Raw genomic sequence first — 18,119 nt, forward strand, 5'->3', positions numbered from 1 at the left:
CGCGCGAAGCGCTGAAGCTCAGCCGATGAGCCACTTGGCGTTGCTCAGGCTGTGCAGCGGGATGAACGGGATGAGGATCGGGGTGCGCTTGGCGTAGCGCCGGTAGTCGGGGTCGTCGGCGTACTCCTTGTTCTGGCGAAGCTCGAGCCTGCGCGCGCCGCCGAACATGATCCAGCAGATGCACAGATAGCCGCCGATCGCGGCGATCCACTGCCAGACGCCGTTGAGGATGGTGACGCCGGAGACGAAGACACCGGTCCATGTGATGATCTCGCCCAGATAGTTCGGGCAGCGCACGAGGCGGAACAGGCCGACGTCGCAGAAGCCGTGCGGATGCCGCTGCTTGAAGCGGTTCTTTGTCAGATCCGCCGCGGATTCGAGGATGATGCCGGCCGCCATGATCGCGGCGCCCGTGATGGCGACGGCGTCGGTGCCCGCATGGTTCTGCAGACGGAACACGATCGGCGAGGCCTCGCACGCATACAGCAGCGCGCACCCGACCCAGGTCAGGAGCTTGAGCGGCAGCTTGACCTGCGAGCCGTTGTCGATTGCCTGCTGCATCACCTGCCGGTAGGAGGAGCTGCGGTATTCGCGGATGAGCAGATATCCGCCGAGCCGCAGCCCGTAGATGATGAGCAGAGCGGCCATGACGGTCGCAACCGTCGTCAGGCCGCCGCGGAGCCCGAAGTAGATGAGCAGCGCCGAGCCGATGCCGGCGATCGAGAAGCCGTAGCCGATCGAGATGAACCAGATGTAGCGGTGGAAGCCCACTGCGCTGATCGCCAGCGCCACGATAAACACAATCAAGAATGCCATATTCCAAGCGTATCGGGCGGCGGCCGGCCGCATCGGTCGCGCGGAGAATAGCGCCGTGGGCGCATTCCCGGGCGTGTCGGAGGCGTGCGACCGCAGATAGGCCGCGGATGTGAAAAGATGCGAATCCTGATGTCGCCAATGTGACCGGGGCAACGGGCGCTGGGTGGGGCGAGAGGTTGCATACTGCTGCGCTTAATGGGTGAGGATGATATACCGAACGTGCGCAGACGCCGTTCCCGTGGGTGTCTGATGCCTCAAAATGACAAAGACAATCATCACCCGTGAAATGAGATGGCATGACTGCATTGGAAAAGCGATATAAGAGATTCGGGACCATAGGCATATGTTGTATAGGGGCTTTGTCCTTGCTGTGCGGCTTGATCGCTCTGCCGGCGGTCGCTGAGGAGGCGGCTCCTGACGCAGCTGGAGCTGATGTCAATTCGGCGAAGTCGTTCAGGATGCCTGATGCCGATCCGAGCTTGGAACCGGATATTGGCGAACTGGATCGTATCGCGCAAGGACTGGCCGGTAAATACACCATCCGCATCCCAGCACTGACCGAGGCGTCAAACGGTGATCTGCTGGCTTCCTACGACAGGCGTCCGCCGGCCGCCAATGGAGACATTCGAGGAGGCGATGCGCCTAATCCGAATTCGATTCTGCAGCGGCGCTCCACGGACAAAGGAAAAACTTGGGGCGAGGAGATCGTGATCGCGCAGGGGGCATCAGGGCAGCATCCCCAAGGCTATTCCGATCCCTCATATGTGGTGGATCATGATACGGGCACCATCTTTAACTTCCATGTGTACAGTCAGATAGCCGGCGTTGTGGCGAACGCCCCTGCATATACCTATACGCCGGACGGCGCCATCGATGAGGCGAACGAGCATGTCCTGAATCTCGGTCTGTCTGTATCCACCGATGATGGGCACACATGGAAGAATCGCATCATCACCGATCAGGTGCTCCGTGACGCCGCGAAACGTTACGGCCTCACCTCCTGCTTCATGACTTCGGGCGGTGGCGCCCAAAAGGTGCAGGAGCCGCACAGGGGACGATTGCTCAATCAGCTGACATGCGTCGTCAAAGGTAACCTCAACACCGTGGTCGCCGGCACGGTGTACTCCGACGATCACGGCGCCTCATGGCATTTGGGAGAGCTGACCTCCAACGTGACGGATGCCGGCAGGTGGAGCTTCAACGAGAACAAGGTCGTCGAGCTTTCGGATGGCCGGCTGCTGCTGAATTCCCGCGTGGCGAATCAAAACGCGAACGGATATCGCATTCAGGCCGTATCGGATGACGGCGGCGAACACTGGAACACGGATTATCGGTCGACTGCGCCGTATCTGCGGGACTCGGGGAACAATGCCGACATCATCCGCGCCTATCCCAATGCCCGACCCGGTACGCTGCGTTCGCGGGTGCTGCTGTTCTCCAACACGAACGATGAGGACGGAGGCCGCCAGCGTGGCGTCATCAGTATGTCCGTGGACGATGGGGCCACATGGCCGTATACCAAGGAATTGCGGTCCAATGGCACCGGATACACCTCGATGACCGTCCAGTCAGACGGACGCATCGGCCTGTTGATGGAACCCGAGATTGGAGGTTGGAACGATGTCGGATACCAGTCGTTCACAATGCGGTGGCTGCAGCCCGACCTCGTCACAGAGCTCAGGATGACGCCGCCGGAACACGTCGAAGCAACTGTCGGACAACCGGTCAACATTCCCTTGGGCGTCGAGCACAACGACCCCTCTCTCAAGGACAGCGCCACGCTTGAGGGGTTGCCGGCCGGCTTGTCCTATGATGACAAGACTCAGGCGATTGTCGGTACCCCGACCGACGGCATTGACGAAGTTCGGCAATACCATGCGACGGTAGTCGTGACGGAGGAAGACGACGGCACGGGCATGCCGCGTACGGCTGCGGCTTCATTCGAACTGACGCTGCATCCATCGCCGACGCGGACGGAATCGACCCGGACCGATGAAGGCAAGACCCAGCAGCCTGAAGTGTCACGCGAGAACGCAACGCCGAACACGAAGGGCGATGCGGATCGGAAACAGCGCGAGAACTCGCATGCATCCGGCAAGGATGCCGATGGCGCTGCAGCGCAGAATGGGGGTCTGGCGAGCACAGGAGCGTCATCGGTGTGGTTGTGTATGGCGGCCGTGCTGTCGGCGCTGCCGGGGGCGTGGATGCTGAGAGCCGCCAAGCGTCCCGCAGGGCGCCGATGCCGTAATCTGCGATAATCCAACGTGCACAGACCGCAGGATGCGGTCCGCCGGATTATTCGGCCGACGGCTGCGCGAAGCCCTCGACGACCCGCATCGCGTCGATGATCTGCTCGGCGGTCACGTCCGGCACCGCCGCGTGGAACGGCGAGCCCTCGGCGGCGGCGAAGTCGGCCACAGTCCGGAGGTTGTCGTCGGTGAACGGCAGGTTCATCTGCCTGAACGAATGCGGCAGCCCGATGCGGTCGTAGAACGGCAGCAGCGCCCGCGCCTCGTCCTCCTTGCCTTCGGTCACGAGCTGGACCATGACGCCGTACGCCACCTTCTCGCCATGCATCGTCTCGGCCGACCCGGGAATGCGCGTCAGGCCGTCGTGCACCGTATGCGCGCCGGATTCGCGGGCGCGCACGCCGCCGAAGCCGGCCACGGTGCCGGCCAGACCGATGATCGTGTCGATCAATGTGCGCACGTGCTGATCGTCGTACTTTCCGGCGCGCAGCGCTTCGAGCGCCGGCTCGCTTTCCTCGAGCAGCGTGTCGCGTATGAGGCGCGCGCTGTGCCGGGACAGTTTGTCGAAGACGGTCAGGTCGTCCGCCTGCGCGAACACCGGGTCGGACTCGTAGAACTTCGCAAGCGTGTCGCCGATGCCGCCGATGAACTTCTCGGACGGCGCCCGCGCGATCATCGCCGCGTCGACGAGCAGCGCCGTGCTGTTCCTCGGATGCACCGGCACGCCGAGGAAGCGGTGCTCGTCGTCGTAATCCACCGAATACGGCGAGTAGGCGGCGCACGCGCAGGCGAGCGTCGGCACGATGACGAGGTCCGCGTCGAGGATCTCGGCGACGTTCTTCGCCGTGTCGGACAGTTTGCCTGCGCCGATCGCGACGATCGCGTCCGCGTCGAGCGCCTTCGCCTGCTCGGCGAGTTCGCGCGCGTTGCGTTCGCTCGACGTGCCGTCGTAGCGCAGCACCGGCGCGAAGAACTCGTCAGCGCCGGTGTAGTCCAGGAACGCCTGCGCCGACTTGACACCGGTGATGACGACCGGATGGTCGTAGTCCTCGAGGTACTTCGGGACGATCTTGGCGACTCCCGGATCGCTCACGTAGCGGTTCGGGCCGGGGCGGACATCGGTGTCTTGGACGAAGGTGGCCATCGGAAGCTCTTCTTTCTTGTATCTGGTGTTTCCTCCGTTGGGGAAACGGTTGTTGGCCTGTCCGCGCATCGTATGCGGCGGACGGCGTTCGGGGCGGCCCGGCGTTCGGCTGCGGCGGGGTGTTCTGATGGAACATGGCGCCGCATGCGGTCGGTTGCGGACCTGATGCGTTGCTGGCGACGGCGAAGAGCTTGTGGCGTACCGACGCGTTGGTGGCCATACTATGAAGCCCGACGAACGGCGTTCGCTTCAAGTGGAGCAAAGGGCGGCGAGCACCGTATCTGTCTAGTTTCGCGATGCTCCGGCGCATCTGCGGGACCGGCGCCGAAACCGGCAGGGCGAGGCTGCGGACGCCGTTCCCGTGCGCGGATACACTCACGGGGATACACTATGGGATGGCGTACGTCCGGGCCGGATCCCGCCGGATTCGCGACGCGACGCGACGAAGGACGACGAAAACGAAAGAGGAGACCATGGCACAGGAGCAGCAGGACAAGCCGGTCGTCGAAAGCTTCCAGCTTGACCACACGAAAGTCAAGGCGCCGTACGTGCGCTACATCGACACGCAGACCGGCCCCAACGGCGACGTCATCTCCAACTACGACCTGCGTCTCGTCCAGCCGAACGAGAACGCGATCCCGACCGGCGGCCTGCATACGATCGAGCACACGATCGCCGTGCTGCTGCGCGAGCGCATCCCCGGCTACATCGACTGCTCGCCGTTCGGATGCCGCACCGGCTTCCACCTGCTCACCTGGGGCGAGCACTCGACCGAGGATGTTGCGAAGGCGCTCAAGGAGTCGCTCGAGTTCATCGCGAACGAGGCGACGTGGGACGACGTGCCGGCCACGGCGGTCGAAAGCTGCGGCAACTACCGCGACCACAGCCTGTTCACGGCGAAGGAGTGGGCGAGGGACATCCTCGCGCAGGGCATCAGCTCCGACCCCTTTGATCGCAGGCTCGTCTGAGACGCCCGTTCAGGGCCGATGCGCGCGGACGCCCGTGACGGGCGTCCTCGCGCATGGCGCGGCGGATCCGCCGGACACGGCATCGACAACAAGGAAGAGGCAGGCAATGGGCAGCGCATCGACACGGCGGTTCCGCCATGCGACGATGAAGGACTATCCGCAGATCGAACGCAACTACGCCCGCGCGCGCGAGCTGATGGCGCGCAACGGCAACCCGACGCAGTGGGGGAGCACGTTCCCGAGGTCCGAAGTGGTTAAGGACGACATCGCCAACCAACGCACGATGCTGCTCGTGGACACGGTCGGCGGCCATGAGCGCATCCTCGCGCAGTTCGCCGTGTGCCCGGGCATCGACCCGACCTATGTGAAGATCAACGGCGCGTGGCTCGACAACGACTCCTATGTCACGATCCACCGGATCGCGTCGAGCGGTCTCGTGCGCCACGCGGCGCGCGACTGCGTCGAATGGTGCCTCAAGCATTACGGCAACGTGCGCGTCGACACGCATCCGAACAACAAGGCGATGCAGCATGTGCTCGAGACCTGCGGGTTCGCGCGTTGCGGCCTGATCCAGCTGCTCGACCGCGACGAGGACACGACGCGCATCGCCTACCAGCGGCACGAATGGTGAGCGAGTGGTGATCTGGTGATCGCGCGCTGAGCCCAGCGCGTGCGCAGGCGATGCCCCGCGCCGCGAACCGCCGCGCGCACCGACGTCACAGCGGTGCGCGACAATACCGGATATGACCGCACAAGCACTTGCCGAACCGCATTTCTCCTCACCCCGGGGCGAAGCCAACTACCGGGCCGCGCGCCGGCGGTATCCGGCGCAGGCGATCGTGGACCTCGCCGCCATCCGCGACAACATGCGCCATCTCGTCGACGTCGTGAACCGCGAAGGGGACAGGACCGCGGTGATGGGCGTCGTCAAGGCCGACGCCTACGGCCACGGACTGATCCCGACCGCGCTCGCCGCGCTCGCCGGCGGCGCCACCTGGCTCGGCACCGCGCAGGCGCACGAGGCGCTGCTGCTGCGTCGCGCCGGCATCGGCCCCGACCGCGCGCATATCCTCACCTGGGTCAACAACCCGCTCGAGGCGCCGTACCGCGAACTGATCGAGGAGGACATCGACCTGTCGGTGGCCACGACGACGGCGCTCGAGCGCATCGCCGCCGCCGCGCGCGAAGCGCGACGCCCCGCCCATGTGCACATCAAGGTCGACACCGGATTCGGCCGCAACGGCTTCACGTTCGAGAACCTTCCGGAGGCGGCTGGCGCGCTCGCCGCGCTGCGCGACGAAGGCGTCCTCAACATCGTCGGCCAGTGGAGCCACCTCGCCGTCGCCGACGCCCCGAGCAACGCCGACTTCGTCGCGCAGACCGACGCGCAGATCGCACGCTTCGAGGAGTTCACGGCGCGCCTCGCGGACGCCGGCATCGAACCGCGGATCAGGCATCTGGCGAACACGGCGGCCACGTTGAGCCGCCCGTCGATCCACTACGAACTCGTGCGCCCCGGCGTCGGCCTGTACGGCTACGAGGCCGACCCGGACATGGGCAGCCCGGAACGCTACGGGCTCAGACCGGCGATGACGCTGCAGGCGCAGCTGAGCTCGGTCAAGGACGTCGACGCGCACAGCGGCCTGTCCTACGGGCGCATCTACCTGACCGAGGATCGCACAAGCGTCGCGATCGTGCCGGTCGGCTACGCGGACGGCATCCACCGTTCCGCCTCCGGCGCCGACGCGCTCGGCGCGCTCGGCGAACGCGGCCGCACGATGCCCGGCGGTCCGGTGCGCGTCATGACGAAGGAAGGCCCCAGGCTCATGCGCGTCAGCGGCCGCGTCTGCATGGACCAGTTCATCATCGACCTGCACGGCATGGCCGACGACCTCGGCGTCGCGATCGGCGACACGGTGGAGCTCTTCGGCCCCGGCCGCGGCGAGGCGTACGGCGAACCGACCGCCGACGACTGGGCGCGCGCCGCCGAGACGATCAGCTACGAGATCTTCACCTGCCTGCGCAACCGCATCCCGCGGCTGTACGAACACGCAGCCGAAGTGCTCGGCCCCGACGATCTCGCGAAGCTCGACCCGGCGAGCATCCTGTAACGAATCCGCACGGCGCGTTCAACACTCAAGAGGGGAGGGGAGCCGATGGACGGGGAGACGACGGTCGGAGAGCCGACGCCGGAAGGCTACACGGCGCACGACATCGAACGATGGGCCGCCGAGCCGCCCAAATCGGGACGCCGCACGCCCTTCGAACGAGACCGCGCACGCCTCATCCACTCGTCGGCGCTGCGCAGGCTCGGCGCGAAAAGCCAGATCCTCGTCGCGGGCACCGACGACTTCGCGCGCACACGTCTCACGCACACGCTCGAAGTCGCGCAGATCGGCCGCCAGATCGCGCGGATGCTCGGCTGCGACCCCGACGTCGTCGACTGCGCATGCCTCGCGCACGACCTCGGCCATCCGCCATTCGGCCACAACGGCGAACGCGCGCTCGCCGCGCTCGCGAAGGACATCGGCGGATTCGAGGGCAACGCGCAGACCTTCCGTCTGCTCACCCGCCTCGAACCGAAGATCTTCCGCGCCTCGGGACGTCCGGCCGGCGTCAACCTCACGCGCGCATGCCTCGACGCATCCGTCAAGTACCCGTGGGGCTACATGCGCGCCGACGCGCATCCGAAAGGCGAGCGCGGCCGCAAGTTCGGCGTCTACCCGGACGATGTCGACGTCTTCCGGTGGCTCAAGGAGGGCGCGCCCGAGGAGACGGTGCCGCTCGAGGGGCAGGTCATGGACCTCGCCGACGACATCGCGTACAGCGTGCACGACTTCGAGGACGCCGTCGCCACCGGCGCCGCCGATCTGACCGAGCTGGACCGGACGGGGACCGTCGACGCCGTCGTGCGCGAGATCAACGCATGGTACGGGCCGCAGTGGGACGCCGACGAGCTTGTGCGCGCCTTCGGCAGGCTGCGCGCGATCGGCGCGTTCCCCGAGACCTTCGACGGTTCACGCCGTGCGCTCGCACAGCTCAAGAACGTCACGAGCATGCTCATCGGCAGGTTCGCGCTGAGCGTCGAGGCGGCGATGCGCGCGATCCACGGCGCCGGCGCGCTGACGCGGTACATGGGCGCGCTCGCCGTGCCTGAAGTGACGCGCTACGAGATCCTCGTGCTCAAGGGCATCGCCGTGCACTATCTGATGGAGCCGCGCGACCATTCGCCGATGCAGCAGGACGAACAGCGGATCGTGACCGACCTCGTCGACATGATCATGGACGACCGGTCGACGCCGCCCTTCGCGTTGGAGCGCGTGTTCTGGGAGGACTGGATGGACGCGGCCGACGACGGGGCGCGGCTGCGCGTCGCGATCGACCAGGTCGCGAGCCTGACCGACGCGTCGGCGATGACGATGCACACGCTGCTGTGCTCGTGAACGCCGCCGTGCGCGTGAAACGCCGCGTTCGTGAAGCATCGGTGCACGACGGCCCCGCGATGACGGTCGGCTGATATGATGTTGGCTCATGGCGGGCTTGATCAGGCAAGAAGACATAGACAAGGTGAGGAACGCGGCCGATCTGTACGACATCGTGTCTGCGAGCGTGTCGCTCAAGCCGGCGGGCGCCGGCTCGTTCTCCGGCCTGTGCCCGTTCCATGACGAGAAGACGGCGAGCTTCTATGTGCGCCCGTCGATGGGCCTGTGGCACTGCTTCGGATGCGGACGCTCCGGCGACGTCTTCGGCTATGTGCAGGAACGGGAGAACCTCGACTTCCCCGACGCCGTCGAACTGCTCGCCGACAAATACCACATCGAGCTGCACCGCGAGCAGGGGCGCGGCTCCGACAACGCGCGCAAGGGTTCGAAGCGCACGCGGCTGCTCGAGATGAACGAGGAGGCGCAGCGCTTCTTCGTCGAACAGCTGACGACGCAGGAGGCGCTGCCGGCGCGCCAGCTGCTCGGCGGACGCGACTTCAGCCGCGAGGACTGCGTGCGCTTCGGGTGCGGCTACGCGCCGCAGGGCTGGGACAACCTCGTGCGTCATCTCGCCGACAAGGGCTACACGCAGCAGGAGATGCTCGACGCCGGCCTCGCGCGTCAGGGCCAACGCGGCGTCTACGACTATTTCCGCGGGCGCGCCACATGGCCGATCCGCGACTCGACCGGCCGCACGCTCGGCTTCGGCGCGCGCAAGCTGTACGACGACGACCAGATCGGCGCGAAATACATCAACACGCCGGACACGCAGCTCTACCACAAGAACCAGGTGCTCTACGGCATCGACCTGGCCAAGGACGCGATCGTCAAGAAACGGCAGGTCGTCATCGTCGAAGGCTACACCGACGTCATGGCGATGCATCTGGCCGGCATCGACACGGCCGTCGCCACCTGCGGCACCGCGTTCGGCGAGGAGCACGCGAAGATCGTGCGCCGCCTCATCCACGACGACTCGCTCGGCGCCGTGCAGCTCGTCGGTCCGCTCAAGGTCGAAGGGCAGGCGCTCAGCTCGCGCATCGTCTTCACGTTCGACGGCGACGCGGCCGGGCAGAAGGCGGCGCTGCACGCGTTCGGCCTCGACACGGCGTTCCTGTCGCAGACCTTCGTCGCCGTCGCCGAGGACAACCTCGACCCCTGCGACCTGCGCATCCGGCACGGCGACGACGCGTTGCGCGCGCTCGTCGAGAACGCGAAGCCGTTGTACGACTTCGTGCTTGGCGCCGCCGTCAACCGCTTCGACACCTCGTACACGACCGGGCGGATGGGCGCCGTCAAGGCGACGGCGCCGCTCATCGCGCAGATCCGCGACCGTTCGCTGTGGGATCTGTACGCCCGCAAGGAGGCGCGCGCGATCGGCGTCGACCTCGACGTCATGCGGCGCGAGGTCATCGCGGCGCGCAAGGCGCTGCATGTGCGCGACGAGGACGCGTACATGCCCAGGCGCAGCCGCTACCCGCGCGCCGGCGAAGGCGAGCGCCAGGGCGAGCCGACGGCCGTGCAGGCGCGGCTCATCGAGCAGGCGAACGCCGAGCGGCAGACCTTCTACCGCGTGCCCGATCCGGTGTTCATCTGCGAGCAGCAGTTCATGGCGACGCTCATCCAGATCCCGCGCGCCGTCAACGCCGAACTGTTCCGCGGCCTCAACGTGCACTGCTTCCAGACGCCGGTGTTCCAGACGCTGTACCAGGCGGTCGACGTGGCCGGCGGACTGCCGCCGGATTCGGCGACGCAGCAGCAGTGGTTCGAGCATCTGCTCGAAGCGGGCGGTCCGATGCTCGGTCAGGTCATCAACGAACTCGCCGTCATGCCGCTGCCGCTGCGCTTCGACGAGGACGCCGTGCAACGTGAGCAGGAGGCGCACGGGGGCGCCGGCGTCGTCACGCAGCCGCTGCGCGAGGCGACGCAGGCGGAGCGGCAGTACGCGAACCAGCTGCTCGCGAAGCTGCTCGACGCCGGCTACATGCGCACGATCGAGCAGACGAAGCACCGCATCGCGCATACGCAGGACTCGAAGCAGCAGATCGAGCTGCTCGGCGTGCTGCAGCATCTCGAGACGGCGCGCAAGGAGCTCAAGGCGAGCATCTTCGGCGGGTGAGCGGCGCCTGTCGCGGCGACGAATTTAGTCATCCCGGTGAACTAATGGGGCGTAGTCTGTGCGACGATATGGGCCCGACTGAAAACGTCGGCGCGTAAGCGCAATGATTGCAACAGCTTGCGGCCTTGCACGCCGGAAACGGTCGGCGATACACCACGCCGAATCGTTGCAACGGCGCGATTTCGTGTAGGATGGGCTTGTTTTTGCAAGTGCGTTCTGGAGGATGGATGCGGCAACGGGTGCTCACGTTCATGCGCAGCGAGACCATATTGATCGTCGCGTCCATACTCGCATTGATATCATGCTTCATCGTGCCGCCGGACGGGGACTACGGCGGCTACGTGCATGTGAGCACGATCGCGCAGCTCATCTGCCTGATGCTCGTCGTGGCGGGATTCCAGCGCATCGGCGTCTTCAGGATCATCGGCGCGTCGCTGCTGCGCCGCGTGCACACGGCGCGCGGGCTCGTGCTCACGCTGCTGTCGCTGACCTTCGTCTCGTCGATGTTCATCACGAACGACGTCGCGCTGCTCACCTTCGTGCCCTTCGGACTGGCCGTGCTCACGATGGCGCACATGGAGGACAAGGCGATCGTCGTGTGCGCGCTGATGACGGTCGCCGCGAACACCGGCAGCATGCTCACGCCGATCGGCAACGCGCACAACCTGTACTTCAAGGCGCTCACCGGCATCAGCACCGGACGCTTTCTCGAGATCATGGCGCCGTATTCGGCGCTCGCGGCCGTGCTGCTCGTCATCGTCACGGCGGTCGTGTTCCGCGGCCGCACGATCACCGAGTTCGAAGGCATGGACAGCAAGGGCATCGAGCGCGGCGTGCTCGCGCCGGACTCCTCGCGCGCGCAGCCGGATGAGATCAAGGTCACCGGCTACGGCGCCGGATACGGAGGATGGCGTGCGATCGTGTACACCGGCGTGTTCCTCGTGTGCGTGCTCACGGTCAGCGACCTCATCCCGCTGTGGGTGATGTGCGTCGTGACCGTCGTCGCGATGCTCGTCTGCGACCGCAGATCCTTCCTGCACGCCGACTGGGGTCTGCCGCTCACGTTCATCATGTTCTTCATCTTCATCGGCAACATGAAGCGTGTGCCGGAGTTCTGCGCAATCGCGCAGGCCTTCGTCGGGCAGCGTCCGCTCGAGGTGTCGATCATCTCCAGCCAGATCATCAGCAACGTGCCGACGTCGCTGCTGCTGTCCGGATTCTGCGACCAGTGGGTGCCGCTCATCATCGGCACGAACATCGGCGGCATGGGCACGCTCATCGCATCGATGGCTTCGCTCATCACCTACAAGAACTACGCCCGCGCCTATCCGCGCAAGAAGAGCCGATATCTGGCCATGTACACGGCCGTGAGCGTGCTGTTCCTGCTGCTGCTGTACATCCTCGCGCTGATCATCGAGTAGCGGGCGGTCGCGACGCGGCCGCATCCGCTCGTACGGGGTCGTTTCGTCGACGGGGCCTACGGTTCGGCCCGGAACGGGTCGTCTCGTCGGCGGGGCCGATGGTTCGTCCCGGAAAACAACCTGTTTGCGGGCCGGTCCGTCGGCGGGGCCGATGGTTCGGACCGGAGCGTCCTGTTTCGTCGGCGGTCTCGGCGGTTCGTCCCGTAGAACGGCTTGGTTGCGTCCCCGTTCGTCGATGGGACCGATGGAACGGGACGCAATGCGGACGGTGACGGTCGGCGTTCGGTGACGTACCATGATGTGCGCTATACTGATTCAGGTTTGGCCCCGTAGCTCAGCTGGATAGAGCATGTGACTTCTAATCTCAAGGTCGACGGTTCGAGCCCGTCCGGGGTCACGATCGGGGATGGCGTCCGCGCCATCCCCGTTGCATTTGGGGATGCGGCAGGCCCGGCACGCCGCTCCGTGCACGGATGCATGTGCCGGGACGCCGGCCGTGCCGTCAGAACGTGAGCACGACCTTGCCGAAGAGGTCGGCGGACAGCACGCGGGCGAAGGCGTCCTTCGCGTATTCGACCGGATAGGTCGCGTCGATGATCGGATGCAGGTTCGCGTGTTCGACGAAGCGCAGCATCCTCGCGAAATCGTCGCGTGATCCCATCGTGTTGCCCTGGATTCGGATGTCCTGGAAGAACACGCGTGTCAGCTCGGCGCCGGGCTGGTCGCCGCTCGTCGCGCCGCAGGTGACGATGACGCCGCCGGGACGCACCGAGCGGATCGAATGGGCCCATGTGGCCGAACCGACCGAATCGAGCACGGCGTCCACCTTGTGCGGCAGGCGTTCGCCGACATGCACGGCGGCGTCCGCGCCGATGCGTCGCGCCACGTCGAGCTTCTCCTGGCTGCGCGACGTGACGAAGACCTCGAGGCCGGCCGCGTGCGCGAGCTGGATCGCCGCGCTCGCCACGCCGCCGCCCGCCCCCTGGATCAGCACGCTGTCGCCGGGTTGCACCTGCGCGCCGTGCCCGCGCGAGAACAGCATCGAATAGGCGGTGAGCCAGCTTGTGCCGAGCGCCGCCGCCTCCTCGATCGTGCAGTTCGCCGGCTTCGCGAACAGATTCGCCGCCGGGACCTGCGTCTCGTCGGCCATCGTGCCCGGATACCTCTCCGACAGGATCGTACGGCGCTCGCCGGCGGCCACGCCCGCTCCGTCCGCGCCGATGACCGTGTATGCGACGACCTCGTCGCCGGCCTTGAGCCCGGTGCGTCCCTCGGGCTCCTCCTCGAGCACGCCGCACACGTCGGTGCCGAGGATCATCGGCGTCATGTCCGCAGGCAGTCCGACGCCCTTGAGCGACCAGATGTCGTGATGGTTGACCGAGACGGCGCGCGTCCTGATGCGCGTCCATCCGTACGGCAGCCTCGCGGTGGGCAATTCGCCCACCGCGAGCGCCTCCAAAGGATGTTCCGGATTGATGCCCTGTGCGTATACGGCCCGCATCGCCGCTCCTTACGTCCGTTCGGGCGGACGCGTCGTCCGCCCGCCAACCGTCATTCTAACGCGTCGCGGACCGCCCCGAGGCCGGCACACTATAATATGGTTCGCGGGGCGCGCACCCGCGTCCACCGAACGCAACCGTAAGGATCTGATCAGGCTCATGACCGGCGACATTCTGGCGAACATGCATGCACCCGCGGACGTCAAGGGGCTCGGCGGGGACGAACTGGACGCCCTGTGCGCGCAGATCCGCGACACGCTCGTCGACTTCGGCAAACGCCACGGCGGCCATATCGGCTCGAACCTGGGCCTTGTGGAGGCGAGCGTCGCATTGCACCGCGTCTTCGAATCGCCGTTCGACAAGATCGTCTTCGACGTCTCCCACCAAAGCTACGTGCACAAGATGCTGACGGGGCGCGCGCGGGCGTTCCGCGACGCGGCGCTGTTCGACTCGGTGAGCGGTTTCACGAACCCCGACGAAAGCGAGCACGACCTGTTCGTGCTGGGGCATACCGGCACGTCGATCTCGCTCGCGTGCGGTCTGGCGAAGGAGCGTGACATGCGCCGAGCGGCCGGCCGCACGCCGCAGACGAACAACGTCGTCGCCGTCATCGGCGACGGCGCGCTGAGCTCCGGCATCGCCTTCGAGGGGCTCAACAACGCGGCCGAGCAGGGCGGCAACCTGATCATCGTGTTCAACGACAACGAGATGTCGATCGCCGGCAACCACGGCGGCATGTATGCGACGCTCGCCGAGATGCGCGCGTCGCGCGGCCGCTGCGCCACGAACTTGTTCCGCGCCTTCGGCCTCGACTACCGCTACGTCGGGGACGGCAACGACGTGCATGCGCTCGTGCGCGCCTTCGAGGACGTCAAGGACATCGACCATCCGATCGTGCTGCACATCCATACGACGAAAGGCCTGGGGCTGGACGCCGAGGACGCCGCGCACGGCATCCGGGAAGGCCGCTGCGAGGCCAACCACTGGCAGTCGCCGATGGCCGACGCCGGCAGGCCGCTCGGCGCGCGCAAACATTACGGACGGCTGGCGATGGAGACGCTCGAGCGGCGTTTCGACGCCGAACCCGGACTCGTCGTCATCTCGCCGGCGACGCCGGGGTCGAACGGCATCACGCCGGAGTTCCGTGCCCGCGCCGGCGCGCACTACGTGGACACCGGCATCACCGAGGAGCATGCGGTCGCGTTCGCGGCCGGCATCGCGAAGGCCGGCGGACGGCCGGTCGTCGCCACGTCGGCGACGTTCTTCCAGCGCGCCTTCGACCAGCTGCAGCAGGAGGTCGCGATCAACGGCGCGCCGGTGACGCTGCTGTCCTTCGGCGGCGGGGTCTCCGACGCCGACAACACGCATTCGGGCGCCTTCGACGTCACGATGTTCGGCAACATCCCGGGGCTGCGCTGCCTGGCGCCGACGTCGCGGCGGATGTTCCTCGACATGCTCGCCTGGTCGACGTCGCCGGCGAACACGGCGCCGACGTTGATCCGCGTGCCCGGCAACGCGATCCTCGACGCCGAACGCGCGGGGATTCTCGACGCCGAGGCGACGGCCGCGCCGCAGCGCACCGACGCGGACGCGCCGTGGAGCGGGTACCGCATCGCGCATGACGGGCGCGACGTGGCCGTGCTGGGGCTGGGCGACGCCTACCCGACGGCGCAGGCCGTCGTCGGCGCGCTCGCCGACGGCGCCGGCGGTGACTGCAGCGTCGACGCGACGCTGATCGACCCGTTGCAGTTCTCGACGCTCGACGAACGCACGCTCACGGCGCTCGCGTCGCGCCACCGCGTCGTCGTCACGCTCGAGGACGCGCAGCTCGAAGGCGGCTGGGGCGAGAAGGTCACCGCGTTCTATGCGAACATGCTGCCCGACGCGGGAGTGCATGTGCTCAACTTCGGCGCCGATAAGGAGTTCACCGACCGCACGCCGCTCGCCGAACTCGACTCGCGTTACGGGATGACGGTCGATGCGATCGTCGGCCGCATCCGCGAGCTGCCGCGCACGGCGTGAGCCGACGCGCGGCGACGCGCGCGGGGTCGAGGAGGGCCGACGCGGGGACGATCGGGAAGCGCGCCGCGATGTGAGACGGAGGCCGCGCGCCGCGGCGTCGCGCGTGCCGGGTCGGCGTACAGTGGAACACGCAGCAAACCAACCGTCCACATCATTGCGGAGGTAACAATGACAGCCAGCAAGCCCGAAGTGGCCGTGATCATGGGATCGGCCAGCGATTGGGAGACGATGAAGCACGCCTGCGAGATGCTCGACCGTTTCGGCGTCCCCTATCTCAAGCGCGTCGTCTCCGCGCATCGCACGCCCGAGCTCATGGGTGAGTTCGCGCATGCGGCGCGCGCCGACGGCATCAAGGTCATCATCGCCGGCGCGGGCGGCGCGGCGCATCTGCCGGGCATGGTCGCCGCGCAGACGACGCTGCCGGTCATCGGCGTGCCGGTGCAGTCGCATGCGCTCTCCGGCTGGGATTCGCTGCTGTCGATCGTGCAGATGCCCGGCGGCATCCCGGTCGCCACGACGGCGATCGGCAATTCGGGCGCCACGAACGCCGGACTGCTCGCCGTGAGCATGCTGTCGATGAACGACGCGGCGCTCGCCGAGGCGCTCGACGAATACCGCGAGGAACTCAAGGAGAAGGTGGACGAATCCAATGCCAAGCTTGTCTGAGGAAACGAACGGCGCCGTCGACATGCTCGCGCCGGGCGCGACGATCGGCATCGTCGGCGGCGGACAGCTCGGCCGTATGATGGCGTTGTCCGCGAAATACATGGGATTGCGCGTCGGTACGCTCGACCCGACCGAGGATTGCCCGACCGCGCAGGTCGCCGACTTCCAGATCGTCGCCGACTACGACGACACGGCGGCGATCCGCGAACTCGCCGAACGCAGCGACGTGCTCACCTATGAATTCGAGAACGTGGACGCCGACGCGCTCGACGCGGTGCGCGACCGCGTCGCGATCCCGCAGGGCACCGACCTGCTGCGCGTGACGCAGAACCGCGTCGCCGAGAAGACCTTCATCAACGACCACGGCATCGCGACCGCCCCGTGGGCGCCGGTGAACGACCGCGCCGAACTGGACGCCGCGCTCGGACGGATCGGCTATCCGGCCGTGCTCAAGACGGCCGAGGGCGGCTACGACGGCCACGGCCAGATCGTGCTGCGCGACGCCGCCGACCTCGGGCAGGTCTGGCCGGACGGGGACTTCCCGCCGGCGATCCTCGAAGGCTTCGTCGACTTCGCCTACGAGGCGTCGATCCTCGTGAGCGGCAACGGCGAGGACTACGTGACCTTCCCGGTCGTGCGCAACATCCACTGCGACAACATCCTGCACAAGACGATCATGCCGGCGCCGATGGATGACGGCATGCGGGAACGCGCGCGGGAGCTGGCCGTCGCGCTCGCGAAGGGCTTCGCATTGGCAGGCACGCTCGCGATCGAGCTGTTCGTGCTCGCCGACGGCACGCTCATCGTCAACGAGCTTGCGCCGCGCCCGCACAACTCCGGACATTACACGATCGAGGCATGCGACTTCGACCAGTACGACCTGCATGTGCGCGGCATCTGCGGCTGGCCGCTCGCGCAGCCTCGGACGCTCACGCCGGCCGCCGTCATGGTCAACGTGCTCGGACAGCACGTCGCGCCGACGCGCGAGGCGATCGCCGGGCATCCCGAGTGGCATGTGCACGACTACGGCAAGGCCGAGGCGAAGCACGACCGCAAGATGGGGCACATCACCGTCCTGACCGACGACGTCGAACGCACCGTCGCCGAGCTTGACGCGACCGGCTGCTGGGCCGACATCACCGACCGCGGCTGAGACGATGCGCGACGGGCGCCGCATACGTGCACGTTCCGTGCGCATCGCGCGTCCCCGGGAATCAGCGGCGTGATCCGTCGGTAGAATCATAGGCGTCCGTGGACCGGACGGGCATCGGCACCGTCGTCAGGGCGCCGCATGGGAAGGAGCACAGCGACCGTATGCGCAATACACGGCAGAAGGACGTGATCCGCGAATCGCTCAAAGGGGGAGACGGCTTCGTCTCCGCCCGTCAGCTGCACGACAGGCTCGAGGAGGCCGGCGAGCACATCGCCCTGGCCACCGTCTACCGTCAGCTCAACGCGATGGAGGAGCAGGGCCTCGTGGACACTGTGCGCATGAACGGGCAGCAGCTGTTCCGCCTGTGCGGCGACGACCGCCACCATCACCACCTCGTGTGCGTGTCGTGCGGCAGAACCGTCCAGATCGATCCGCCGAGCGAACAGTGGCTGCGGAAGGTCGCCGACACCTACGATTTCACGATCGAGTCCCATACGCTCGAGGTCTTCGGCATGTGCGCCGAATGCCGCGAGCGCGAGGCCCGCGCCGCGGACGCCGACTAGAGAGAGCCGGCGCAGGAGCA

The 18,119-nt window shown here is 66.8% G+C and carries 14 protein-coding genes and 1 tRNA gene; 12 read left to right on the forward strand and 3 right to left on the reverse strand.

The features are described 5' to 3' along the window. Positions 1-18 precede the first annotated feature (18 nt). On the reverse strand, positions 19-816 hold the full coding sequence (locus tag B1400_RS01235; protein ID WP_095612660.1) for a DUF1295 domain-containing protein: 798 nt from the start codon (positions 814-816) through the stop codon (positions 19-21). 296 nt (positions 817-1,112) lie between these two features. Here B1400_RS01235 and B1400_RS01240 point away from each other — a divergent pair, with 296 nt between their 5' ends. Beyond that, positions 1,113-3,074 carry an exo-alpha-sialidase gene (locus B1400_RS01240; RefSeq protein WP_095612661.1) on the forward strand — a complete coding sequence of 654 codons (1,962 nt, stop codon included), beginning with the start codon at positions 1,113-1,115 and terminating at the stop codon, positions 3,072-3,074. A 37-nt stretch (positions 3,075-3,111) separates the two neighbouring features. Here B1400_RS01240 and B1400_RS01245 read toward each other — a convergent pair whose 3' ends face one another. Continuing rightward, the gene (locus tag B1400_RS01245) at positions 3,112-4,209 is read right to left on the reverse strand and encodes an iron-containing alcohol dehydrogenase family protein (RefSeq protein ID WP_095612662.1); all 1,098 of its coding nucleotides are present in this window, start codon (positions 4,207-4,209) and stop codon (positions 3,112-3,114) included. A gap of 473 nt (positions 4,210-4,682) precedes the next feature. On the opposite strand from B1400_RS01245, the gene B1400_RS01250 reads away from it, so the two are divergent. From B1400_RS01250 to B1400_RS01280, 7 genes are all read left to right on the forward strand, one after another. Next, positions 4,683-5,177, forward strand: a complete 495-nt coding sequence (locus B1400_RS01250) for an S-ribosylhomocysteine lyase (protein WP_095612663.1) — start codon at positions 4,683-4,685, stop codon at positions 5,175-5,177. A 106-nt stretch (positions 5,178-5,283) separates the two neighbouring features. After that, positions 5,284-5,808 (forward strand): GNAT family N-acetyltransferase, encoded by a 525-nt coding sequence (locus B1400_RS01255; RefSeq protein ID WP_095612664.1) that lies wholly within the window; start codon positions 5,284-5,286, stop codon positions 5,806-5,808. A gap of 112 nt (positions 5,809-5,920) precedes the next feature. Continuing rightward, positions 5,921-7,288: an alanine racemase gene (gene alr / locus B1400_RS01260; RefSeq protein WP_095612665.1), complete on the forward strand. Its 1,368-nt coding sequence runs from the start codon at positions 5,921-5,923 to the stop codon at positions 7,286-7,288. 45 nt (positions 7,289-7,333) lie between these two features. Next, the gene (locus B1400_RS01265) at positions 7,334-8,620 is read left to right on the forward strand and encodes a deoxyguanosinetriphosphate triphosphohydrolase (RefSeq protein ID WP_095612666.1); all 1,287 of its coding nucleotides are present in this window, start codon (positions 7,334-7,336) and stop codon (positions 8,618-8,620) included. An 88-nt stretch (positions 8,621-8,708) separates the two neighbouring features. Then, positions 8,709-10,775 carry a DNA primase gene (dnaG, locus tag B1400_RS01270; RefSeq protein ID WP_095612667.1) on the forward strand — a complete coding sequence of 689 codons (2,067 nt, stop codon included), beginning with the start codon at positions 8,709-8,711 and terminating at the stop codon, positions 10,773-10,775. Between the two features lie 227 nt (positions 10,776-11,002). Next, positions 11,003-12,196, forward strand: coding sequence for an SLC13 family permease (locus tag B1400_RS01275; protein ID WP_095612668.1), 1,194 nt, complete (start codon positions 11,003-11,005; stop codon positions 12,194-12,196). A 323-nt stretch (positions 12,197-12,519) separates the two neighbouring features. Next, positions 12,520-12,593 (forward strand) — tRNA-Arg (locus B1400_RS01280). Positions 12,594-12,698: 105 nt separating this feature from the next. Here B1400_RS01280 and B1400_RS01285 read toward each other — a convergent pair. After that, positions 12,699-13,697 carry a zinc-binding dehydrogenase gene (locus B1400_RS01285; protein WP_095612669.1) on the reverse strand — a complete coding sequence of 333 codons (999 nt, stop codon included), beginning with the start codon at positions 13,695-13,697 and terminating at the stop codon, positions 12,699-12,701. Between the two features lie 157 nt (positions 13,698-13,854). On the opposite strand from B1400_RS01285, the gene B1400_RS01290 reads away from it, so the two are divergent. The 4 genes from B1400_RS01290 (at position 13,855) to B1400_RS01305 (ending at position 18,099) form a co-directional block, all read left to right on the forward strand. Continuing rightward, complete coding sequence (locus B1400_RS01290; protein ID WP_095612670.1) at positions 13,855-15,717, forward strand: 1-deoxy-D-xylulose-5-phosphate synthase; 1,863 nt, start codon at positions 13,855-13,857, stop codon at positions 15,715-15,717. A gap of 168 nt (positions 15,718-15,885) precedes the next feature. Continuing rightward, the gene (purE, locus tag B1400_RS01295) at positions 15,886-16,383 is read left to right on the forward strand and encodes a 5-(carboxyamino)imidazole ribonucleotide mutase (RefSeq protein ID WP_095612671.1); all 498 of its coding nucleotides are present in this window, start codon (positions 15,886-15,888) and stop codon (positions 16,381-16,383) included. Beyond that, positions 16,367-17,536, forward strand: a complete 1,170-nt coding sequence (gene purK / locus B1400_RS01300) for a 5-(carboxyamino)imidazole ribonucleotide synthase (protein WP_095612672.1) — start codon at positions 16,367-16,369, stop codon at positions 17,534-17,536. Before purE ends, purK begins: the two co-directional genes overlap by 17 nt. A 161-nt stretch (positions 17,537-17,697) precedes the next feature. Further along, complete coding sequence (locus B1400_RS01305) at positions 17,698-18,099, forward strand: Fur family transcriptional regulator (protein WP_095612673.1); 402 nt, start codon at positions 17,698-17,700, stop codon at positions 18,097-18,099. The last annotated feature ends 20 nt before the right edge of the window (positions 18,100-18,119 follow it).

Origin of the sequence: Bifidobacterium italicum, from assembly GCF_002286915.1 — a bacterium.
Classification (GTDB): domain Bacteria; phylum Actinomycetota; class Actinomycetes; order Actinomycetales; family Bifidobacteriaceae; genus Bifidobacterium; species Bifidobacterium italicum.